Consider the following 24462-nt stretch of genomic DNA (forward strand, 5'->3'; position numbering starts at 1 on the left):
GCCACAAATGCTGAAAACATTTCAGATAATGCAGATGCAATTGCTGAGAAGGAAGATGCATCGAATAAGTCAACCGATGGTACTTTATCAGATGCTACAAATACAAAGTTCCCAACAGAGTTGGCAGTAAAGACGTATGTAGATAATTCGATAACAGCTTCAGAGCAAACAGTAGTAAGTGCTGATGAAGGGAATAGTATAGAAAAAGGAACCGACGGCGGTGCTTTTTATGACGATAGTACTTTGCAAACAAGTGTAGCCACAAATACTAATGCTATTGCAACGAATACTGAAGACATCACTTCATTACAGAATAATAAGGAAGATGCATCGAACAAGTCGGATGATACAGCATTAGGAACATCATCAACATTGTTTCCAACACAAAATGCGGTAAAGACGTATGTAGATAATCAAATAAGTTCAGTTGCTGAGGATGATGATATAACAAGTGCTGAGTTAGACGAAAGTAATAACTTAAATATAAAAGAAGGCACAACGGAGGTAAGCGTCGACTTATCCTCTTTAGATAATAGTGCAGCAGTAGCTGCGGTGCAAGACGATTTGGATGCCGCAAAAACCGCTGCTAGTATAGCGATTAGCAATTTACAATCAGATGTAGATGCTAATGAAACAGCAATAGCAAATCATATTACAGATGATAAAGACACTGATGCTAGTAATGAGTTACAAGATTTAAGTTTAAATGGTGATATTTTAACCTTATCAACTCCTAAAACAACAGATAATCAAGTGGATTTATCTGCTTTAGACAATCAAACAGCTTCGGAAGTAGAGATTACAACTATCGATGGTGTTTCAGCAACGGATGTTCAGGGAGCATTAGAGGAGTTGAACACAAACAGCACAGACAATCAAACAGCTTCGGAAGTAGATATTACAACTATTGATGGTGTTTCAGCAACAACTGTTCAAGAAGCATTAGAGGTGTTAAACACGAATAGTACAGATGATCAAAATGCCTCAGAAGTTACATACAATAACGAAGCTTCAGGACTTGAAGCAACAAATACTCAGGCAGCGATAGATGAAGTTAGCGGTACAGCAGAACAAGCTTTAGAAGAAGTAAATAAAATTTCAAAAGCAGCTAAAGTGTTTTATCCGCCGTCGATTGCTATAGATGCTTCGACTCCGAGCACTGAAATAAAAACTTTAGATTTATATCAGCAATATAAAGATCAGTTTGCTACACCTGCTGTGTCTAGTGCGGGGGCGCCTTCATTAATTCCTACCTATTCTAAAAGTGATTTATATTATTATGTAACAGAGTATGATACAAATGTTTTTACAATTATAGGGATAGACGCTGATGGCATTATGTCTTATAGAGTTGACAATTCACCTTCAGACTACAATTCACTTATCAATGTGGTGTTTGTTGTAAAATAATTGTTTGATAATACTTAAAAAGAAATCATTTTGAAATATCAAAATATACATATCAAACGGTTTTTGCTAGGACTCGTTTTACTGTTCAGCTATCAAGTGCACGCGCAGTTTATTTTGAAGGCTCCAGAAACAAGTACCGAAAACGGATTTATAACCAACTACCGTTGGTATGTTTATAAAACCGATAAAGCAGGCGAGCTAGATACTCCAGAGTTGTTGAAAGAAAGCGAATCAGATAATACCCTTGAGGTGAAAATTCCTGGGGTGTATTTTGCTAAGTATGATGGTACTGTCTACGGAAAAAATGCTAGTAATTACTTTGTTGTCACCTATTGTAATTCGCCCGATGATGAAGTAATATTAAACATTGCGCAAAGTGTTTCAGAAAATGCCAACGTCACTTGGAATAATGGCTTGACTGCAAACGACCTTTCGCCAAAAGTTAAAGCAACCAAAGATGTTACAAAATATACACCATCAATTACCAAAGCAGGTTATACAAAGACTTTGCCTTCGTTTACGGTAGTTTGTTTGTATGAAGAATTTGAGTTGATCGACGACGAGGTGTTTGCAGTTGTATCAGAAGGAACAGAAATTGCAATGCTCGAAAATGACTTGGATATTCCGCCAATTGGATTTATAACTATAGGAAAACCAACAAACGGAACGGCAGTTTTAAGTCAGAATGGAACACCAGGTGATCCGTCTGATGATACTATTACATACACTTCTGGAACAAATTTTACAGGAAAAGACGAGTTTACTTATACATTTTCCATGTTGAATACCTACGGAAGTGAAGTAACCAAAACTGCTACCATAACTATAAATGCTTTATATGCTTCGGACGATAGTTTGACAGTGTTGGAAGACAGCGGAGCAGGAGAGGCAAATCAAATAAATGTTGCTGAAAACGATAATTATGTTAGAGTTGATGCTACTTCAGATGTTTTTAAAGTTGACGAACAGCCTTCAAATGGAACGCTTACCGAACTAGAAGATGGAGTTTTTGAATATATTCCAGATGAAAACTATAACGGAAACGACCGATTTACATATACGCTTACAGATGCCCAAGGAAACCAAGTAACTGCTATGGTGAAAATTATAGTTACTGCAGTGAATGATGCACCAGTTGCGGTAGATGACTCTTTTGTAGTGGAAACAGAGAGTGTGATTTTAAATGTACTTAGCAATGATACAGATGTAGATGGAGATGTTTTAACGATAGACGATTATACGTTGCCAGAACATGGAATAGTAGAGCAGAATGAAGACGGAACTTTTACATATACTCCAGAGCCAAATTTCACAGGCGAAGATATATTTACCTATACCATAACCGATGGCAATGGAGGGGTTGATGATGCACAAGTGTTTTTACACGTTTCATACGATGGAAATGAGAAAGATGATATTGCGGTACAAGATATAGAAGAAATCGATGAAGATATCCCAGCAGTTTTTGATGTATTGGCGAATGATAATTTAGATGGAATAATAAGTTCTACACTACAAGTAGACGAACCAAAATACGGAACGACTACTGTAAATGATAACAAAATAGTTTACACTCCCGATCCAGATTTTGTAGGGAGAGATATTTTCGAATATACTATTAATTATACCGATTCTGACGGAAGCAGTCAATCGTCTTCAGCAATAGTTATTGTAACTGTAATTCCTATAGAAGATACAGTAGAAGATATAGTGTATGTAGATTCTTCAGTTCCAGAAGTAGTTAATATCGATGTGCTAGCAAACGATACTTTTAACGAAAATACAAGAGTTGAAATTATTGGTGTAAATCAGCCATTAAATGGAGAGGCAAATGTAAATGAAGATAACACCATTTCTTATTTAGTTGACGAAGGAGCTACAGGCGAAGATATTTTTAATTACAACCTTTATGTGTATCATTCTGATGGAACTTTTAATACTGAAAGAGGAACGATAACAGTAATTATTGAAGAGTCTGTCGATCCAGCGCCACCGGCACCACCATCACCAGAAGAAGATTTAGAGATTCATCAGCTCATCACTCCAAATGGAGATGGTCGAAACGATTTCTTTAAAATTGATGGAATTGAGAACTATCCAAATAATACAGTTAAGATTTTTAACCGTTGGGGAGTTCAGGTATTCAAATCAAAAGGATACGGACAAGGGAATAATGTATTTTCTGGATATTCCGATGGTGCAGCAACTATAGGAAGAAATAATCGTTTGCCAGTGGGAACCTACTACTATACAATCGAGTATGTTAAAGAACAACAAACTATAAGTACAGCAGGATATTTATATATCAACTATTAAGCAATGAACAACCTAAAGCAGTATAAATTATATTTAATATTAGCTCTATTTACAACGCTCCAATCTATTATTGCACAGCAAAACCCACAGTATACTCAGTATATGTACAATCCCATGAGTATTAATCCTGCTTATGTAGGAAGTCGAGGAATGCTTAGTGCAACAGGTTTGTACCGAAATCAATGGTTGGGCTTAGATGGTGCTCCACAAACACAAACGCTCAATGTGCATGCGCCAGTTAAGTATAGTCGACTCGGAGTTGGATTGTCTATTATAAACGATCAACTTGGAGAAGGTGTAACGCAAGAAACTTTTTTTGACGCAGCGGTGTCGTACACCATTCAAACATCGTATCAAGGAAATTTAGCCTTCGGATTAAAAGTAGGAGGGAGTTTACTCAATGTAGATTTTACCAAGCTTAATCAATATGACGATGTAGAGTTGTCGGGGCAAAATAATATCGATCATAAATTCTCTCCAAATATCGGAGCTGGAGTTTATTATTATGCCGATAATTATTATGTCGGACTCTCGGTGCCAAATATGTTAACAACAGAATATTTCGACGAGTCTAATAATTCTAATAGCACGTCTTACGTAGCTACTTCTCGAATACATTATTATTTAATGGGAGGGTATGTTTTTGAAATGAATTGGCGTTGGAAGTTTAAACCAACCTTGTTAACGCGTTATGTTTCTGGTGCGCCTTTACAAATAGATGCATCTGCAAATTTTATGTATCAAGACAATATTACATTTGGTGTAGGCTATCGTTTTGGAGCTGCAGTTACAGGGATGATTGCCTTTCAGCTAAATGAAGCATTATCCATCGGTTTGGCTTACGATAAAGAAGTAACAGAACTCGGCGGCACACAGTTTACAAACGGAACCGTAGAGTTTATGTTGCGATATGAGTTTTCAAAAAATTATAGAACAGTAAGAGTACCTCGTTTTTTCTAAACAATAGCAATACGTTTAGAACATTCAATTTTAAAATCTCGTTGCACAACAGCGAGATTTTTTTTGTTTTATGATATGGCAAAGCATTTTTGTAGTTTTGTGCTGATATTTTAGGATTTTATACTGAAAGCAAAGACTTAATGGAAAAAGAGAAAGTTATATTGGTAGATACAAACGACCAGCAAATTGGCTTAATGGAAAAAATTGAAGCACATGAAAAAGCATTGCTTCATAGAGCTTTTTCGGTTTTTGTTTTTAATGATAAAGGAGAAACCTTAATTCAGCAACGAGCAGAGCACAAGTACCATTCGCCAGGTTTGTGGACCAACACTTGCTGTAGTCACCAACGAGAAGGCGAAAGCAATATTGCTGCAGGAAAACGCCGCTTAATGGAAGAAATGGGCTTTACAACCGATTTAGAAGAAGTGTTATCTTTTATATACCATGCTCCATTTGATAATGGACTAACAGAACATGAGTACGACCACATTTTAGTCGGAAAATTTAATGGAGAACCAAATATCAATCTAGATGAAGTTGCAAGTTCTAAATGGATGTCATTAAAAGATATCAAAAAAGATTTAGAAGAAAATCCAGCTTTGTACACCGCTTGGTTTAAAATTATTTTTGATAAGTTTTACACGCATATCGAAGCACAATCTACCAACATATGACAAAATTAAAAGTTAGCAGAAAAGCTCATTTTAATGCAGCGCATAGGCTGTTTAGAAAAGATTGGAGCGACGAAAAAAATAAAGCTGTTTTTGGAAAATGCAGCAATCCAAATTACCATGGCCATAATTACGATTTAATTGTAAGTGTAACTGGAGCAATAGATCCAAAAACTGGCTTTGTAATCGATTTGAAAATTTTAAAAGAACTCGTAGAACAAAAAGTTGAAGATCATTTAGATCATAAAAATTTGAACTTAGAAGTTCCAGAGTTTAAAGACTTAAATCCAACTGTAGAGAATATCGCTATTGTAATTTATAACCGACTCAAACCTTTTTTAGAACAATTTGAACTTGAAGTTGTACTATACGAAACACCAAGAAATTACGTAACATATTCAGGATAATAGATTAGATAAATTAAATGAAGTTTTATCCCTTAAAATTCACCCCAATCTTTAAAGAGTATTTATGGGGAGGAACAAAATTAAAAGATATCCTACAGAAAGAAGTTTCTACTGAAACTGCTTCCGAAAGTTGGGAATTGTCGGGCGTAGATGGTAATGTTTCTGTGGTGAAAAATGGTTCGCTTCAAGGAAAAAGCCTTCAAGAGTTAATCAATGTGTATAAAGAAGAGTTGGTCGGGAACTCCGTTTTTAAACGTTTTGGAACTACATTTCCTATTCTTATAAAGTTTATAGATGCCAAGTTAGATTTATCGGTACAATTACATCCTAATAACGAATTAGCGCAAAAACGACACAATTCCTTCGGAAAAACAGAAATGTGGCATGTGCTACAAGCAGAGCCAAACGCGAAGCTCATTATTGGTTTTAATAAAACAATCAGTAGAGAAGAATACTTAAAACATTTAGAGGAAGGACAACTACTCGAAATTCTCAATCAAGAACCTGTTAAAGCAGGAGATGCTTTTTTTATCAATACAGGAAAAGTACATAGAATTGGAGCAGGAATTTTATTAGCAGAAATTCAGCAGACTTCAGATATAACGTATCGAATATTTGATTATAACCGTACAGATAAGGAAGGGAATAAAAGAGAACTTCATACTGAATTGGCGCTCGACGCAATAGATTACCAACAAAAAGATGACTTTGTAGTTTCTTACGAAAAAGAATTCAACACGTCTAACAAAATGGTAGCCTGTGAGCACTTTATAACTAACTATATAAATGTGGTTGGGACCTACGTAAAACAACTTATTTGTAGAGATTCGTTTACCATATATATTTGTGTGGAAGGTCAAGCACAGTTAAAAGTAGGCGATTTTACAGAGACTTTAGTAAAGGGAGAAACAGTTTTAATTCCCGCTTCGATAAACGAACTCACATTGAGTGCTAAGGATGCAAAAATTTTGGAGGTACATTTGTAAAAATACGTACTTTTGCAACATAAAAAAACAACATTATGGCTAGTATAAGAGATTTAAAAAAGGATATAAACTTTGTTTTAGGAGATATTATTGAAGCAGTTTATATTTGGGAAATAAGCACAAACACTCCAAATTCAAAAGAAGGAGACGAAATTATAGACGAAGCTATCGATACGTTCGATGAGTTAATTGCAAAAGTAAACAACAAAGATGTTGAAAGCAGAAAAGCTCATTTAAAGGAAGTTAGCAAAGAGCTAGAAGAAAAAGCATCTGCTTTGGTTGAAAAGCTAAATAAGTTAGCAGTAGCTTAAGCTGAAAAAAAATAAAAATTTCTTGTAAAAAAGTTTGTAAGATTAATTTTCAGAATTATATTTGCGCACTTTTTAACGGAAACGCCGATGTAGCTCAGCTGGCTAGAGCAGCTGATTTGTAATCAGCAGGTCGTGGGTTCGAGTCCCTCTATCGGCTCCAAAACCTCTTCAGAAATGAAGAGGTTTTTTTATGCGTTTTAGTTTCTTTCACTTTAATACTGAAAAAGAATTATCGTGTAAAATGGATTAAACTTTCGATAAGAATAAAACTTCTCATTATATTTAGCATTTAAAAGTTTTTTGAATGCAAGAAATCATCACAACAATTTTATTCCTGTTTGCAGTTATCGATCCTTTTGGTTCGGTTCCTGTTTATTTGGAGGCCACAAAGTCGTTTAACATCGCACAGAAAAGAAAAATTGCAATTCGCGCTTGTGCGGTAGCTTTTCTAATTTTGTTATTTTTTATTGTTATTGGGCAGCTCATCCTCGAAGGGATGAATGTATCCTTAGACGCCTTCCAAATTTCTGGTGGAGTAATTTTGTTTTTATTTGCATTGACAATGATTTTTGGTGAAGGAAAACCAACAACCGAAAAGGAATCTATTAAAGATTACAAACATGTTACGGTATTTCCAATTGCAATCCCATCAATTGCTTCGCCTGGAGCAATTATGGCTGTGGTTTTAATGACCGACAACCATGTTTTTACGATTCAGCAACAAATTATAACAACCTTTCTTGTGCTACTCGTTATCGGTATAACTTGTGTTTTTTTATTGGCAGCAAACCATATTCAAAAGCGAATTGGGGAGTATGGTATTTCTGTAATTAGTAAAGTAATGGGACTTATTTTAGCGGCTTATGCTGTACAAAGTATTTTGGTTGGACTAAGAGACTTCTTTGTTGTTTTAAAATAATTTATGCGTCTTTTTTAAGCTGAAACTACCCATTGTGTTCTAGTTTTATTTTTTTGAGAATTATTTCGATATAATTTTTAACTTTATAAAAAACTTAAACAAATGGATGTACAACAAACCTTAAAAATACCAGTGTGGTTTTGGATAGTTTCGGTTATCGCTTTACTGTGGAATTTAATGGGCGTAGGTGCTTTTATCGCCGATATGTCGATAACAGAAGAAGCTTTAGCTGCGCTTCCTGAAGGACAACGCGAATTGTATGAAAACAATCCTTTATGGTCTAAAATTGCCTACGGAATTGCCGTAATCGGTGGAGCGGTAGGAAGTTTACTTTTGATACTAAGAAAAAAATTAGCCAAAAATATATTTATAATTTCCTTTGTGGCAATCGTTATTCAGATGGTTTACAATCTCTTTATTGTAAAATCGGTTGAAGTATATGGTCCAGGGGCGTATATTATGCCAATAATGGTAATTTTAATTGGTTTCGGACTGATTCAGTTTTCTGGCTACGGAATAAAAAAAGGTTGGTTAAAATAATAACCAACCTTAAATATTTTCAGTTTTCTGATACTATTCTGCAGTAGCTTCTTCTTCGGAAGGATTTGCTTTTATTTCTTTTATAAACTCATCCAACATCTTTCCATATTTTGAGTTTGCAACTTCTGGAGTTAACGAACTTTTTATGGAATCTAAATACTTAACATTGGTATTGTATGCGTTCGCCAATGTAACATAAGGCGCAACATAAGAGTCTTTGTTGTTGAAGATAAAATTAAGCGTGTATAAATAGCTTCGTGTAGCATTTTTTTCTGAAACAACTCTTAAAGAATCAGCTGTAGCAATATTTCCATCTTTGGTAGCTTGCAAAGTTTCTTTGATAAGCTCTAAATTTTTAGTTGAAAATTTAGAAACTATCTTTTTGTATTCATCCCATTTTTTCTGACTTTCAGAACCTTCAATTTTAGCTTCAGCAGCAAAATAATCTCTTGAAGTTTGAATATCGATAACTCCTGGTTCAGCAAAAAACTCTAGACGATCGTTTAAGTTGTTACCGTCATTTTTATCTAAATACAACGTAAAAACTTCTGGACTTTCAATATGTGTTGAAAATGTAAAAGTTGGATTTCCATCAATCACAGCAGAGTCGATACTTACAGAGGCGCTGTCGTTTACTTTTTGTAAATAAATAGTTCCTTTCTTTAGTCCGTTAACAGTTCCGTTTACGGTTAAATTATTGCTTTCCTTTCCGCAGGAAACAACTAAAAATAAGGCAAAAATAGGGAGTAATAATCTATACATTCTGTTTGTTTTTCTGATGCGCAAATATGCGTAATTCTTCTAAAAATTGCTACACTTTTGAGGCTAATTCCATTAAATAAGCACAAAAAATAGCGCCGTAGGTACCAGCAGCATAACCAAAAACCGCCAGTAAAACACCAACGGTAGCCAACGACGGATGAAATTCGGCTGCAACAACTGGCGCAGAAGCCGCACCACCAACGTTTGCTTGACTTCCAACTGCTAAAAAGAAGTAAGGAGCTTTAATGATTTTAGCTACAACAATAAGTAAAAGTGCGTGGATGGTCATCCAAACGAGACCGATTGCAATCAGTCCAGGGTTTTCAAAGATTTTAAAAATATCCATTTTCATCCCAATGGTAGCAACAAGAATGTAAATGCAAATAGATCCAAACTTGCTCGCTCCAGCTCCTTCGTAATTTTTAAATTTGGTGAAAGAAAGGATAATTCCAATTGCAGTTGCAATGGTAATCATCCAGAAAAACTGAGATCCGAAGGATGATAATGCGCTTGTTTTATCGCTTATTGCATGAAAATTAGCTGTTAAAAAATCTGAAATATTGTTGGCGCCCCAATGTGCAATTCCAACAGCGACAAAGGCAATAGATAAAATCATCATATAGTCGGTGAGAGTAGGAGTACGCGTAACCTTTTCAGCAAAAGCTTGCATTTTATTTTTTAAAGTCTCAATAGCGCTATTGTCGGCTTTTAGCCAATTGTCAATTTTATCACTTTTTCCAACACCAAGAAGAACAATGGCCATCCAAATGTTTGCTACTACAATATCAACCAACACCATTCCTCCATATTTTTCTGGATTGTATTTAAAAATTTCGAGCATCGCGGCTTGGTTTGCACCACCACCAATCCAACTTCCGGCAAGCGTTGCAAGCCCTCTCCAAACAGCATCTGGTCCAACACCTCCAACGGTATCTGGAGAAACAGTAGATATTAGCAAAATTGCTAATGGACCTCCAATGACAATACCAATAGTTCCAGTAAAAAACATAATCAATGCTTTTGGACCTAAGTTAAAAACTGCCTTTAGGTCGATACTTAAAGTCATTAAAACAAGTGATGCCGGAAGTAAATATCGACTGGCAACATAGTATAAATTGGAAACTTCGTCGGAGATAACACCAAAGGAATTAAATAGAGAAGGCAACAAATAGCACATAAGTACCGAGGGAATGATTTTGTAAAACTTATTCCAAAACCCTGTTTTTTTAGCAGAAGTATAAAAAACAAATCCTAAACACAACATGATAATACCAAAAACGATTGTATCGTTTGAGAAAATGGGAGTTTCTTGCATGAAAATTAAATTTTTGGGAAAATACGAAAATGAGGGGAATTTGCAAGAAACAAATATTGATTTTGAATATCCGTAATATATCATACCAAGATTAAAATGTCAGGTCGAGCCTGCCTTTGTCGGCAGACAGGCTTAGTCGAGACCCTGTTTGAAACTGTTAAGGCAAATGACCTCTCGACTACGCTCGAGGTGACGGTGAATTATGACAGATTGCGAAGAATAATATATGCATTAATAAAACAGCCGATTTCAATTTTGAAATCGGCTGTTTCTGCTAAATCCTCCTTAATGGGGGATAAATAAATCTATAATTAAGCAGCGGGTAAATCTCCTTTTTCTTTTTTAGGAAGTGAAGAAACGCCCATTAAAAATTTATCTACGTGGTGTGCTGCTTCTCTACCTTCGGAAATTGCCCAAACAATTAAAGATTGTCCTCTTCTCATATCTCCAGCAGTAAAAATATGTGGGATATTGGTTTGGTAATTTGTTCCTTTGATATTGCTTCGCTCATCGGTATGCAATCCAAGTTGTTCGCTTAAAGTTGCTTCTGGACCTGTAAAACCAAGAGCTAAAAGCGCTAAGTCGCATGGCCATTCTTTTTCTGAACCTTCAACCTCTTTTAGTTGAGGACGCTCTCCTGGAATTTTAACCCATTTAACTTCTACCGTTTTAATAGCCGTTAAATTACCTTGACTATCTTTAACAAACTCTTTTGTAAGAATACTCCAGTTACGCTCAACTCCTTCTTCGTGTGAAGAACTTGTTTTTAGCGTGAACGGCCAAAAAGGCCATGGGTTTTCTTCGGTCCTTGATGAAGAAGGCATCGGCATAATTTCAAAATTTGTAACCGATTTTGCTCCGTGACGATTTGAGGTTCCAATACAGTCTGAACCTGTATCTCCACCACCAATAACAATTACATTTTTACCAGCAGCATGCAAGTCTTCAGTAGTTTCTGCAAGTCCGTCTACCACTTGGTTGTTTCGTTTTAAAAACTCCATTGCTTGAACAACGCCTTTTGCGTCTGCGCCAGGAATAGGTAAAGGTCTACGTTGGGTAGCACCTCCACATAAAACTACCGCATCAAATTCATTTAGTTTTTCAGCTTCGTAATTTTTACCGACGTGTACGTTTGTTTTAAATTCAATTCCTTCTTCTTCTAAAATAGCTACACGACGATCGATTACTTTCTTTTCAAGTTTAAAATCTGGAATTCCGTAGCGAAGTAGCCCTCCCACTTTTTTATCACGTTCAAAAACGGTAACGGTATGTCCAGCTCTGTTTAATTGCTGTGCAGCGGCCAAACCAGCAGGACCAGAACCTACAACAGCAACTTTTTTTCCTGTTCTATTTTTAGGAGGATTGGCTTTAATCCAACCTTCTTTAAAACCGCGTTCTACGATGTATTTCTCAATCATTTCAATAGAAACAGGAGCTTTTATAATTCCAAGTACACATGCCGATTCGCAAGGTGCAGGGCATAATCTCCCTGTGAATTCAGGGAAATTATTAGTAGAATGTAGTATTTGCAGTGCCTTGTTCCATTCGTTTTTATAAACGGCATCGTTAAAATCTGGAATTAAATTTCCTAACGGACAACCGCTATGGCAAAACGGAATTCCGCAATCCATACAGCGTCCACCTTGTTTGTTTAATTCTTCTGTAGCTACTTCGGTGGTAAACTCGTTGTAATTTTTTAAGCGTTCTTCAACAGCAGTCGTTCCTTCGTAACTTCTTTCGTATTCTAAAAATCCTCTTAGTTTTCCCATTTTAAGCTGTTGTTAATTGTTGTACTTCTTTTTCTTTTGACGCCATCATTTCTAATGCTTTTTTGTATTCCGTAGGCATTACTTTGATGAATTTCTGACTGTTTTTCTCCCAATCATTTAAAATACGTTTGGCAAGCGGACTATCAGTATAAGTTACATGATTACTGATGAGTTCTTTTAATTGCTCTTGATCGTTGTTAGAAAGTTCTTCTAATTCAATCATTTCCATATTAAAATTATGAGTGTCTAACGAGTTGTCTGGATTATAGATGTATGCAATTCCGCCGCTCATTCCCGCTGCAAAATTTCTACCTATTTTTCCAAGAATTACAGCAACTCCACCTGTCATGTACTCGCAACCGTGGTCGCCAATACCTTCTACAACAGCTTTTGCACCAGAGTTTCTTACCAAGAAGCGTTCTCCAGCAATTCCGTTAATATATGCTTCTCCGTTAATGGCACCGTACATGGCAACATTTCCGATAATTACATTCTCTTCAGGTTTAAAGGTCGCTTCTTCAGGTACTTTAACAATAAGTTTAGCTCCAGAGAGTCCTTTTCCGAAGTAATCGTTTGTATTTCCGTTTACTTTTAACGTGAGTCCTTTGGTGGCAAATGCTCCGAAACTCTGCCCTGCAGATCCTTTGAAATTAAGTGTTAACGTATCTTCTGGAAGACCATTTTCTCCATGAATTTTGGAAATCTCGTTACTTAAAATAGCACCTGTAGTTCTGTTGATGTTGGTAATCGGGAAATCTAAACTCATTTGTTCTTTACGATATACCGCAGGGTGCGCCTGACTCAAAATTTCGAAATCTAAAACTTCTTCAAGTTGATGATCTTGCTTTTCAGTATTGTATAATTTTACGTGTTCTGGAACTCTAGGTTTGTATAAAATATTAGATAAATCAATTCCTTGCGCTTTGTAGTGCTCAATGGCTCTGTTCATGTCCAACTTCTGACTTTGACCTACCATTTCTTCAATGGTTTTAAAGCCTAGGTCTGCCATAATCTGACGTAATTCTTGTGCGATGAAATACATAAAGTTAATTACGTGTTCTGGCGTTCCTTTAAAGTTTTTGCGAAGTTCTGGATCTTGTGTTGCAATCCCAACAGGACATGTATTTAAGTGGCACGCACGCATCATGATACAACCAGAAGCTACAAGTGGAGCAGTGGCAAAACCAAATTCTTCAGCACCAAGCAAACAAGCAACAGCAACATCTCTTCCTGTTTTTAATTGTCCGTCACACTCCATTACAATTCGGCTACGAAGGTCGTTTAGCACAAGTGTTTGTTGCGCTTCTGCAACTCCCAACTCCCATGGTAAACCAGCATGACGTAGTGATGTAAGCGGAGAAGCACCTGTACCTCCATCAAAACCAGAGATAAGTACTACATCGGCTTTTGCTTTTGCAACTCCCGCAGCAATAGTTCCAACACCTACTTCGGAAACCAATTTTACGTTTACACGTGCTTCGCGATTGGCATTTTTTAAGTCGAAGATAAGTTGTGCTAAATCTTCAATTGAATAAATATCGTGATGCGGAGGTGGTGAAATAAGTCCGACATACGGGGTAGAGTTTCTTGTTTTTGCAATGGAAGGATTCACTTTTGGCCCAGGTAATTGTCCGCCTTCTCCAGGTTTTGCTCCCTGAGCCATTTTAATTTGAATCTCTTTAGCATTCGATAAATAGTTGATCGAAACTCCAAAACGTCCAGATGCAACTTGTTTGATAGCGCTGTTTCGCCAGTTTCCGTTTAAATCTTTATGGAAACGATCTGGATCTTCTCCACCCTCACCAGAATTACTTTTACCTTGAATTCTGTTCATGGCGATGGCCAAGTTTTCGTGCGCTTCTTTACTGATTGAGCCAAAAGACATGGCTCCAGTTTTAAAACGTTTTACAATGTCTGTCCAAGGTTCTACTTCTTCAAGTGGAATAGGGTTGAGTTCTTTAAATTTAAACATTCCTCTCAATGTCATTAAGCGTTCGCTTTGCTCATTGATCATTTTTGAGTATTCTTTATAACTGTCAAATTTATTGGTGCGTACCGCTTGCTGAAGTTTTGAAACAGTAGTTGGATTAAACATATGACGTTCGCCATTTCTTCTCCAACGGTAATCACCTCCAATTTCAAGATCTAAATCGGAAATTGACTGTGTATCGGTATATGCTTTTGTATAGCGTTTTTGGATTTCTTTTTCAATTTCATAAATCCCAATTCCTTCAATTCTACTAGTAGTATTGCAGAAGTATTTGTCAACAAACTTTTTATTCAGACCTAATGCTTCAAAAATTTGAGCACCTCTATACGAATGTAAAGTAGAGATTCCGATTTTGTTCATAATCTTCACAATCCCTTTTCCGATAGCTTTGTTGAAATTCAAAATTGCTTCTTCAAATGAAGTATTTATATCTCCTTCTGATGCTAATTTTGCGATGATCTCATTCACCATATACGGGTTGATAGCACTTGCTCCATACCCAAATAACAATGCAAAATGATGAGGCTCTCTAGGTTCTGCCGATTCGATTATAATTCCTACGGAAGATCTTTTCTCTTTCTTTTTCAAACCATGATGCACATGCGAACATGCTAATGCAGATGGGATAGGTGCCATTGTTGGCGAAACATTTCTGTCAGAAAGAATAATAATGTTACACCCTTCGTCAATGGCATTCGAAATTTCGTCTACCATTTCTTCTAAACGAGCTTCAAGGCCATTCAACCCTTTATTGATATCATAAAGGATTGAAATGGATACGGCCTTAAAGTCCGGGTGGTTAATATATTTAATCTTGTCCAGATCTTCGTTTGAGATAACTGGATTTTGGATTTTAAGTTTTTTACACTGCTCAGGAACGATGTCAAAAATGTTTCTGTCGCCTCCAATTGATAAGCTAATATCGGTTACGATTTCTTCACGAATCCCATCTAAAGGAGGGTTGGTTACCTGAGCGAAAAGTTGCTTGAAGTAGTTAAATAATAACTGTGGTTTGTCTGACAATACAGCCAAAGGCGTATCTGTTCCCATAGATCCGATAGCTTCTTTTCCTAAAGTTGCCATTGGAGTGATAAGGGTTTTGATGTCTTCAGTAGTATATCCAAATAGTTTTTGACGTGTAACAAAATCTTCTTTTTCAACAGGCGTTTTGTTTCCAGTGTATGGAATTTTAGCCAGCGGTAAAAGATTTTTGTCTAACCATTCTCTATACGGCCTTTTAGAAACAATACTTTCTTTTACTTCTTCATCACCAATAATACGTCCTTCATTCATGTCTACCAAAAACATACGTCCTGGCTCTAAGCGTCCGTGATGTTCAACATTGTCTGGCGCTACATCAATCACTCCAGTTTCCGAAGACATAATTACGTAACCGTCTTTAGTAACAGTGTATCGAGAAGGTCTTAGTCCGTTACGATCTAACAAAGCTCCGATGTAATTTCCATCGGTAAACGGAATAGAAGCTGGACCATCCCAAGGCTCCATAATACATGAGTTGTATTCGTAAAATGCCTTTTTGGTATCGGACATTGATTGGTGTTTTTCCCAAGCTTCTGGCACCATCATCATCATAGCTTCTGGGAGCGAACGTCCTGTTTGTAATAACAGTTCGAGCACCATATCCATAGAAGCAGAATCCGATTTACCTTCTAAAACAATTGGTGGGATATCTTTAATGCTATCGCCAAAAATTTCAGTTTTAAAAAGCTCTTCTCTTGCTTTCATTCTACTTAAATTACCACGAAGTGTATTGATCTCACCATTGTGACACATTAAGCGAAATGGTTGTGCCAAATCCCAAGTAGGGAATGTGTTTGTTGAAAAACGCTGGTGAACAAGAGCAAGTTTGGTAACTACTTCTGGTTGTTTTAGATCTTGATAATAGGCGCTAATATCTTGCGGCATTAAAAGACCTTTATATATAATTGTGTTGGTTGAAAGGCTCGTGAAATAGAAATATCCGGCTTCCGAAAGGTTAGAATTTAAAACTGCGTGTTCTGCAATTTTTCTTCCAGCAAAAAGCTTCGCATTAAATTCTTCTTCGGAAAGATTAGCTCCATTTTTACCGATAAATACCTGTTTGATGTACGGCTCGGTTTCTGCAGCGATTTCTCCGATACATGCGTGATCTACAGGAACATCTCTCCAACCTATAATATTAAGGCCTTGTTTTTTGATGTTCTCTTCAAAAAGATTGATGCATATTTGAGATTGATTTTTTGACTTCGGAAGGAAAAGCATACCAACAGCATATTCCTTAGGTTCCGGAATTTCAAAACTACAAGCTTGTTTAAAAAATGCATGCGGAATTTCGATTAATATCCCTGCTCCATCTCCAGTTTTTCCGTCGGCACTTACGGCACCACGATGTTCTAAACGAATTAAAATATCGAGTGCTTTATGAATAATGTCGTTTGTTTTTACCCCATTTAGGTTACAGATAAAACCTGCACCGCAATTGTCATGTTCATACTCGGGGGAGTATAGTCCTTGTTGTAGTGGTTTCATAATTACGTGGTTTCCACAAATCTAACAAGAAAACAGACGATTTTTCAATGTTTTTAATTAAAAGATGATATTAATTTGTTGTTTTTAATTATTTGTTGAAGAAAATTTAATATTGTGATTTTGACCTATCTCAAATTATCAAATCGTTAATTCAATACTAAAAAATTATTAATCCCTATAAAAAAGAGGGTAGTTTTAAGAATTAGGATGCGAATAATTTATTATTTTTTAAAATACAGGGGGTGCGTCCTAATTTTGTTTATTAAAAAACAAATCACCCCTATTTTTTATAGGGGTGATTCTTAAATTACACACTTTTATGAATTGAAAATGATTTTATTGGGGTACCTGTTAGTCTTTTAAAACACTTCTTGAAATTACAATTTTCTGTATTTCTGAAGTTCCTTCATAAATTTGGGTGATTTTCGCATCTCTCATTAATCGCTCTACATGGTATTCTTTTACATATCCGTTTCCGCCGTGTATTTGTACTGCTTCAATAGCCGTGTCCATAGCTACCTGCGAAGCGTATAGTTTTGCCATTGCTCCAGATAAGTCATAATCGTTTCCGTTGTCTTTGTCCCATGCAGCTTTTAACACAAGATGTTTTGCAGCTTCAATTTGCGTATGCATATCGGCTAGTTTGAATGCAATAGCTTGGTGGTTGCAAATTTCGGTTCCAAATGCTTTTCTAACTTTCGAGTATTCTTTTGCCATTTCGTATGCTCCAGATGCAATTCCGAGTGCTTGAGCGGCAATACCAATTCTTCCGCCAGCAAGCGTTTTCATGGCAAATTTAAATCCAAAACCATCTTCGCCAATTCGGTTTTCTTTAGGAACTTTTACATCATTAAAAATTAATGAATGCGTATCACTTCCTCTAATTCCTAATTTTTGTTCTTTCGGTCCAATTTCAAATCCTGGCATTCCCTTTTCTAGGATTAAAGCGTTAATCCCTTTGTGTTTTTTTTCAGGATGTGTTTGTGCAATTACCAAATATACATCGGCAGAATTCCCGTTCGTAATCCAATTTTTTGTTCCGTTTACAATATAATGGTCACCTTTATCAATTGCGGTAGTTTTTTGCGAAGTAGCATCGCTTCCAGCTTCTGGTTCGGACAAACAAAAAGCGCCGATAATTTCTCCAGAGGCAAGAGGTTTTAAATATTTCTGTTTTTGTTCTTCAGTTCCAAAATGCTCCAATCCCCAACAAACTAAAGAGTTGTTTACACTCATAATTACCGAAGCAGAGGCATCGATTTTTGAAATTTCTTCCATCACCAAAACATACGAAACGGTATCCATTCCGCTACCACCATATTCGGGTGCAGTCATCATACCTAAGAAACCAAGCTCTCCCATTTTCTTAACCTGTTCGGTTGGGAATTCTTGTTTTTCGTCTCTTTCAATAACACCTGGAAGTAATTCAGATTTTGCAAAATCTCTCGCTGCTTCTTTAATGAGCAATTGTTCTTCAGAAAGTTTAAAATCCATTTTATTTTGTGATATTTTTATAAAATTCATCAAATATAACTTTAAAATGTAACATTTTCAATGATTCTTATTTATTTTTACCGATGATGAAAAAACAATACTACAACGTTATAGGTGTGATGTCGGGCACATCATTGGATGGAATTGATTTGGTATATGTGCATTTTGAAAAAGATGAGAAATGGAGTTTTTCTGTAATGTGTTCTGAAACAGTTTCTTATGGTGAAGAGTGGCGATTGAAGCTCAAAGAAGCGATTCATTTTTCAGCAGAAAAGATACAAGAGCTAGATGATTCGTACACTGAGTTTTTAGCAACCGTGATAAATCAATTTATAATTGAAAATAAAATTTCTGATATAGATTTTGTGGCATCGCATGGGCATACTATTTTCCATAAACCAGAATTGGGAGAAACGCTACAAATAGGAAATTTGTCCAAAATAGCAAAGTTGATAGGCAAAAAAGTGATTTGCGATTTTCGTGTAGACGATGTAAAATTGGGCGGACAAGGAGCGCCTTTGGTACCAATTGGTGATAAATTGTTGTTTCCTTCATATAATTATTGTTTGAATTTGGGTGGTTTTGCAAATGTTTCGGTAGACGAAAACAATAGTTACGTGGCTTTTGATATTTGTGCTGTCAACACGGTTTTAAATCATTATGTGTCTAAATTAGGTTTTGACTATGATGATGGAGGAAATATTGCAGCTTCTGGGGAAGTTGACGATGCTTTACTTTCAAAACTCAATACCTTACCTTTTTATAAACTGAATGCGCCAAAATCTTTAGGGATAGAGTGGGTTGCTTCTGAAGTTTTTCCAATTATAGACGCGGCTAATTTATCAGAAAAAACAATTTTGCGCACTTATGTAGAGCACGCAGCGGTACAAATTGCGAAGGTTTTAAATCCAGAGGCAAAAGTTTTGGTAACAGGAGGAGGCGCTTATAATACCTTTTTTATAAACCGATTAAAAAGTTTAACAATGGCAACAATTGTAATTCCTACAGATGCTATTGTTGCGTTTAAAGAAGCTATTATTTTTGGTTTTTTAGGAGTTTTAAAAGATAGAAATGAAGTGAATTGTTTGAAAAGTATTACAGGCGCTTCAAAAGACCATAGCAGTGGCAAAATTTATAATCCTTAAAATAACATAAAAAATAAGGCTAGATTTTTTAGTTTTATATATTTGTGCATACTTAAAAATACGAATGAAAGATTTACTTAAACAATACGAAAATAAATCGCCAGAGATAATTTTTAACTGGAAAGACACCGAAACCGATGCAGAGGGATGGACTGTAATTAACTCGCTTCGAGGTGGTGCAGCAGGAGGAGGAACTCGCATGCGATTGGGCTTGGATGCCAATGAGGTTTTGTCGTTGGCAAAAACAATGGAAGTGAAATTTACGGTTTCTGGACCTGCTATTGGTGGTGCAAAATCGGGGATAAACTTCGACCCAAAAGACCCTCGTAAGCAAGGTGTTTTGGAGCGTTGGTACAAAGCTGTTTCTCCGCTTTTAAAAAGTTACTATGGAACGGGAGGAGATTTGAATGTAGATGAAATCCATGAAGTAATTCCGATTACTGAAAATTGTGGAGTTTGGCATCCGCAGGAAGGAGTTTTTAACGGACATTTTAAACCTTCAGAAGCAGATAAAATTAACAGAATTGGGCAGCTCCGTCAAGGGGTGATTAAAGTTTTGGAAAACGACAACTTTTCGCCAGATATCAAAAGAAAATACACTGTTGCCGATATGATTACAGGTTACGGTGTTGCCGAGTCTGTAAAACATTACTACGAGATTTATGGTGGTTCGGTAAAAGGAAAGAAGGCTATTGTTCAAGGTTTTGGAAATGTTGGTGCTGCTGCGGCTTATTATTTATCGCAAATGGGAGCGCTTATCGTAGGAATTATCGATATAAACGGTGGTGTAATTAATGAAGAAGGTTTTTCTTTTGCTGAAATAAAATCGTTTTTCCTTGAAAAGAAAGGCAATACTTTGGAAGCTCCGAATATGCTTTCGTTTGAAGAAATAAATGATAAAATTTGGAAGCTACCAGCGCAAATATTTTTGCCATGTGCTGCTTCTCGATTGATTAAAAAAGACCAAATTACGCAGTTGATAGATACTGGACTAGAAGTAGTTTCTTGTGGAGCGAACGTTCCGTTTGCAGATAAAGAAATATTTTTTGGTCCGATTATGGAATACACAGATCAGCGAATCAGTTTAATTCCAGATTTTATTTCAAACTGCGGAATGGCTAGAGTTTTTGCTTATTTTATGGAGCGCAGAACCGAAATGACCGACGAAGCGATTTTCGAAGATACTTCAAATACTATAAAAAAAGCCTTACAAAATACTTTCAACCAAAGCACTTCAAAAATAAATATTAGCAGTACTGCTTTTGAAATCGCTTTGAAACAATTAATTTAGACACAAAATTTACACTAACACTATCCTATGGAGACATTAATTATTATTGTATTCGTTCTTGGTTATTTGGCAATCACCCTAGAACACAACTTAAAAATTGACAAATTGATTCCCGCTTTAGGGATGATGGCACTTTTATGGGCTATCATTGCATTAACACACATGGATGTTTTTGAAGTTAATGCCGAGCTTAAAGAGCTTGAAGCGACACATATAGATGAAATTTTATTGCATCATCTAGGTAAAACCGCCGAAATTTTGGTGTTCCTTTTAGGAGCAATGACCATTGTTGAAATCATCGATTACTTCGATGGATTTGCTACTATTAAAGGTTATATCAAGGCTAGAAGTAAGCGAAAATTATTATGGATTTTCAGTATTCTTGCTTTTGTGCTTTCAGCAATTATCGACAACTTAACAGCTACAATTGTACTGATTACAATTCTGCAAAAAGTACTTAAAGATAAAGAGTTAAGACTTTGGTTTGCAGGTATTATCATTATCGCTGCAAATGCAGGTGGAGCTTGGTCTCCAATTGGTGATGTAACCACTACTATGTTGTGGATTGGACACAAAGTTTCTGCAGGTTTATTAGTAGAACACGTATTGATTCCGTCTATTTTCTGTATGGTTGTTCCTGTTTTAATTGCATCTAGATTAAAAATATTTAAAGGTGATATAGAAGGTGATTTTACCGATGAAGGAAGCAAGTCTAAATACGGAACTATTATGTTGTATTTAGGATTGGGAATGATTGTTTTTGTTCCACTTTTCAAAACAGTAACGCACTTACCTCCTTATGTTGGAATGATGCTTTCGTTGGCAGTAGTTGCAACTTTTGCTGAAATTTATAGTAACAAAAAGTTTGCACTTTCTGGAGTAAATGAAGATAGTGGAGATTTTCAAGGACACCACAGTCCTGTGCACCATTCTTTAGCGAGAATTGAGTTGCCAAGTATTTTATTCTTCTTAGGAATTTTAATGGCTGTTGCAGCTTTAGAATCTTTAGGAATGTTATTTCATTTTGCTGAAAAATTAGATGCAGCAATGCCAATGTTAGGTACCGAGTCTGCTGGAGAAAAAGTATCAGACTTAGTGGTGCTTATTTTAGGAGCAGGTTCAGCAGTAATCGATAACGTACCGTTGGTAGCAGCCAGTATGGGGATGTTCTCTGTTGGTATGGACGATCCAGTTTGGCACTTTATTGCATACTCTGCTGGTACAGGAGGAAGTATGTTGATTATTGGTTCTGCAGCTGGAGTTGTAGCAATGGGGATGGAAAAAATCGACTTTTTCTGGTACTTAAAGAAAATAGCTTGGTTAGCATTAATCGGGTTTTTATCTGGAGCAGCAATCTTTGTGTTGTTAAGAAATTTTGTACTTGACGTATAATTTTACGTACAGATTACCGTTATAAAACCAAATCTAAATAAGCTATTATAATTAATATGATATTATTTCAAGAAGCAACCCAAGAGGTAGCTGAAGAGGTTCTTTCAGAAGAAAAAACACTGTCGGTTATAGATTTAATATTAAATGGTGGTACAGGAAGTATCATTATTATAACCATACTTTTTGTTTTGTTATTTGTTGCATTGTACATTTATTTTGAGCGTTTGTTTGCTATAAAAGCAGCTTCACAAATAGATAAAAATTTTATGCACCAGATAAAAGACCATGTTTCTAACGGGAAGTTAGAAGCTGCTAAAGTGCTTTGCGCGCAAACAGATTCGCCTGTAGCTAGATTAACTGAAAAAGGAATTGCAAGAATTGGAAAACCTTTGGAAGACATTAATAAAGCTATCGAAAATGCAGGAACTTTAGAGGTGTATAAACTCGAAAAGAATGTAAGTATTTTGGCAACTGTTGCTGGAGCAGCTCCAATGATTGGGTTTTTAGGAACCGTAATCGGGATGATTATAGCTTTCCATCAAATGGCAACAAGTGGCGGACAAGCAGAAATGGGACAGTTGGCAAGTGGTATCTATACCGCCATGACAACTACGGTTGCAGGTTTGGTTGTTGGAATTATCGCTTACATTGGCTATAACCATTTGGTAGTAAAAACAGATAAAGTAGTGCACAATATGGAGGCAAACGCAGTAGAGTTTTTAGATCTACTCGATGAGCCTATGTAGTACTTTCAGTTAATAAAAAGACTGTCTAAAAAGTTTTAAAAAGCGTCGTTTTAATTTATTTGTCACAATTTTTAAAGTGATTTTTCTTAAAATGACATGAAGTTGAGTTAAGCTCAGTTTGACAAAAGTTAAGCTTTTTAGGCAGTTTCTTTCTACTGAAAAAACTGTTCTTAAAAATTCTTCTGAAGCTATTCAGAAAAGAAAAAAACACTAAAGATGAAATTAAAAGGAAGAAATAAAGTATCGCCAGAATTCAGTATGAGTTCCATGACCGATATTGTTTTTCTACTCTTAGTATTCTTTATGCTTACCTCAAATTCGCCAAATGCCTTAGACTTATTATTGCCAAAGGCAAAAGGGAAATCTACAAACACACAAAACGTTTCTGTAAGTATCAACAAAGACCTCGATATTTATGTAGACAATGTAAAAGTAAAACCAGAGTTTGTAGAAACAGAGTTAAAACGAAGATTGAAAGACGTAGAAAAACCTACAATTATATTGCGTGCCGAAAAGAGTGTTCCTATCGATAACGCAGTTAATATTATGGATATCGCCAATCAAAATAACTACAAAGTAATCTTGGCAGTAAGACCAAAATAAAATGTCTTTTCTAGATACTCGACATAAAAAAAAGTCTTTTACGTTAACAACAGTTTTGTTAACGTTATTGTTATTTCTGATGTTTTATATCGGAATGACATATTTAGATCCTCCAATAGAAAGCGGTATTGCAGTAAACTTCGGAACTACAGATTTTGGAAGTGGTAACGTGCAGCCAAAAGAAAAAATAAAAAGCACTCCGGTTGAAAAGCCTGTGGAAAAAGAAACTCCTGTAGAAACAACACCTCCAACTCCCACGGCACCTAGCGAACCTGTTAAAGCTAAGGTGGAAGATGTGGTGACGCAAAACAACGAAGAGTCGGTTGTAATTAAAAAGCAGAAAGCGGAAGAAGCTAAAAAGAAAGCCGAAGCTGAAGCCAAGAAAAAAGCACAAGCCGAAGCAGAAAGATTAGAGCGAGAGCGTATCGCGGAAGCCGAGCGTGTTAAAAAGGAGCAAGAGGAGAAAAAGAAAAAACTCGATGCTATGATGGGCGGACTCAATAGTTCCGACGGAACAGCAACGGGTGGCGAAGGAAACGATAACAAAGCAGGAGATAAAGGGCAACCAGACGGCGATCCGTATGCTACAAGTTATTACGGCGGAGCAGGAACAGGTTCTGGTGGTGTTGGCTACGGACTCAACGGAAGAAGTTTGGTTTCTGGAGAAAAGTTTGTGCAAGACTGTAATGAGTCTGGAACAGTTGTTGTAAAAATCGAAGTAGACCGCACAGGGAAAGTTATTAATGCGACTCCTGGCGTAAAAGGAACTACTAACACAGCGCCATGTTTAAAAGATGCGGCTAGTAAAACTGCTCGTTCGTACAAATGGAATGCCGATGCAAATGCGCCTTCAAGACAAATTGGTTTTGTTGTGGTAAACTTTAAGCTTGGCGAATAGTTATTCTT

20 protein-coding genes and 1 tRNA gene are annotated in these 24462 nt (G+C 36.2%); 16 read left to right on the forward strand and 5 right to left on the reverse strand.

The features are described 5' to 3' along the window. From JMA43_RS08190 to JMA43_RS08235, 10 genes are all read left to right on the forward strand, one after another. Positions 1-1410 (forward strand): hypothetical protein (locus JMA43_RS08190; RefSeq protein WP_342156013.1); only part of this gene is annotated, 1410 nt, incomplete at its 5' end. A gap of 30 nt (positions 1411-1440) precedes the next feature. After that, positions 1441-3726 (forward strand): Ig-like domain-containing protein, encoded by a 2286-nt coding sequence (locus JMA43_RS08195; RefSeq protein ID WP_342156014.1) that lies wholly within the window; start codon positions 1441-1443, stop codon positions 3724-3726. Positions 3727-3729: 3 nt separating this feature from the next. Next, positions 3730-4686: a PorP/SprF family type IX secretion system membrane protein gene (locus JMA43_RS08200; RefSeq protein ID WP_342156015.1), complete on the forward strand. Its 957-nt coding sequence runs from the start codon at positions 3730-3732 to the stop codon at positions 4684-4686. Between the two features lie 140 nt (positions 4687-4826). Continuing rightward, complete coding sequence (gene idi / locus JMA43_RS08205) at positions 4827-5360, forward strand: isopentenyl-diphosphate Delta-isomerase (protein WP_342156016.1); 534 nt, start codon at positions 4827-4829, stop codon at positions 5358-5360. After that, the gene (locus JMA43_RS08210; protein ID WP_342156017.1) at positions 5357-5764 is read left to right on the forward strand and encodes a 6-pyruvoyl trahydropterin synthase family protein; all 408 of its coding nucleotides are present in this window, start codon (positions 5357-5359) and stop codon (positions 5762-5764) included. The genes idi and JMA43_RS08210 overlap by 4 nt, the downstream gene beginning before the upstream one ends. 17 nt (positions 5765-5781) lie before the next feature. Further along, positions 5782-6750, forward strand: a complete 969-nt coding sequence (locus JMA43_RS08215) for a type I phosphomannose isomerase catalytic subunit (RefSeq protein WP_342156018.1) — start codon at positions 5782-5784, stop codon at positions 6748-6750. A 35-nt stretch (positions 6751-6785) separates the two neighbouring features. Continuing rightward, positions 6786-7061: a hypothetical protein gene (locus JMA43_RS08220; RefSeq protein WP_342156019.1), complete on the forward strand. Its 276-nt coding sequence runs from the start codon at positions 6786-6788 to the stop codon at positions 7059-7061. 83 nt (positions 7062-7144) lie between these two features. After that, a tRNA-Thr gene (locus JMA43_RS08225) sits at positions 7145-7221 on the forward strand. Between the two features lie 144 nt (positions 7222-7365). Beyond that, the gene (locus JMA43_RS08230) at positions 7366-7980 is read left to right on the forward strand and encodes a MarC family protein (protein ID WP_342156020.1); all 615 of its coding nucleotides are present in this window, start codon (positions 7366-7368) and stop codon (positions 7978-7980) included. A gap of 102 nt (positions 7981-8082) precedes the next feature. Continuing rightward, complete coding sequence (locus JMA43_RS08235; RefSeq protein WP_342156021.1) at positions 8083-8520, forward strand: hypothetical protein; 438 nt, start codon at positions 8083-8085, stop codon at positions 8518-8520. A gap of 33 nt (positions 8521-8553) precedes the next feature. Here JMA43_RS08235 and JMA43_RS08240 read toward each other — a convergent pair whose 3' ends face one another. The 5 genes from JMA43_RS08240 to JMA43_RS08260 all read right to left on the reverse strand — a co-directional run bounded on the left by JMA43_RS08240 (position 8554) and on the right by JMA43_RS08260 (position 18379). Beyond that, the gene (locus JMA43_RS08240; RefSeq protein ID WP_342156022.1) at positions 8554-9282 is read right to left on the reverse strand and encodes a DUF4369 domain-containing protein; all 729 of its coding nucleotides are present in this window, start codon (positions 9280-9282) and stop codon (positions 8554-8556) included. Between the two features lie 49 nt (positions 9283-9331). After that, entirely contained in the window at positions 9332-10597 is a 1266-nt protein-coding gene (locus tag JMA43_RS08245; protein WP_342156023.1) for a DUF819 family protein, read from the reverse strand. Between the two features lie 311 nt (positions 10598-10908). Beyond that, complete coding sequence (locus JMA43_RS08250; RefSeq protein ID WP_342156024.1) at positions 10909-12366, reverse strand: glutamate synthase subunit beta; 1458 nt, start codon at positions 12364-12366, stop codon at positions 10909-10911. A gap of 1 nt (position 12367) precedes the next feature. After that, a complete protein-coding gene (gene gltB / locus JMA43_RS08255; protein ID WP_342156025.1) occupies positions 12368-16885 on the reverse strand; it encodes a glutamate synthase large subunit in 4518 nt (1505 codons plus the stop codon). 351 nt (positions 16886-17236) lie between these two features. Next, entirely contained in the window at positions 17237-18379 is a 1143-nt protein-coding gene (locus JMA43_RS08260) for an acyl-CoA dehydrogenase (RefSeq protein WP_342156026.1), read from the reverse strand. 83 nt (positions 18380-18462) lie between these two features. Here JMA43_RS08260 and JMA43_RS08265 point away from each other — a divergent pair, with 83 nt between their 5' ends. From JMA43_RS08265 to JMA43_RS08290, 6 genes are all read left to right on the forward strand, one after another. Further along, on the forward strand, positions 18463-19524 hold the full coding sequence (locus JMA43_RS08265; RefSeq protein ID WP_342156027.1) for an anhydro-N-acetylmuramic acid kinase: 1062 nt from the start codon (positions 18463-18465) through the stop codon (positions 19522-19524). Positions 19525-19588: 64 nt separating this feature from the next. Then, positions 19589-20815 carry a Glu/Leu/Phe/Val dehydrogenase dimerization domain-containing protein gene (locus JMA43_RS08270; RefSeq protein ID WP_342156028.1) on the forward strand — a complete coding sequence of 409 codons (1227 nt, stop codon included), beginning with the start codon at positions 19589-19591 and terminating at the stop codon, positions 20813-20815. Positions 20816-20842: 27 nt separating this feature from the next. Further along, positions 20843-22207, forward strand: coding sequence for a sodium:proton antiporter NhaD (nhaD, locus tag JMA43_RS08275; protein ID WP_342156029.1), 1365 nt, complete (start codon positions 20843-20845; stop codon positions 22205-22207). Between the two features lie 56 nt (positions 22208-22263). After that, a complete protein-coding gene (locus JMA43_RS08280) occupies positions 22264-22953 on the forward strand; it encodes a MotA/TolQ/ExbB proton channel family protein (RefSeq protein WP_342156030.1) in 690 nt (229 codons plus the stop codon). 216 nt (positions 22954-23169) lie between these two features. Further along, a complete protein-coding gene (locus JMA43_RS08285; protein ID WP_342156031.1) occupies positions 23170-23556 on the forward strand; it encodes an ExbD/TolR family protein in 387 nt (128 codons plus the stop codon). A gap of 1 nt (position 23557) precedes the next feature. Then, entirely contained in the window at positions 23558-24454 is an 897-nt protein-coding gene (locus tag JMA43_RS08290) for an energy transducer TonB (RefSeq protein ID WP_342156032.1), read from the forward strand. Positions 24455-24462 lie beyond the last annotated feature (8 nt).

The sequence above is a fragment of the Joostella sp. CR20 genome (assembly GCF_038433465.1).
In the GTDB taxonomy this organism is placed as follows: Bacteria; Bacteroidota; Bacteroidia; order Flavobacteriales; family Flavobacteriaceae; genus Galbibacter.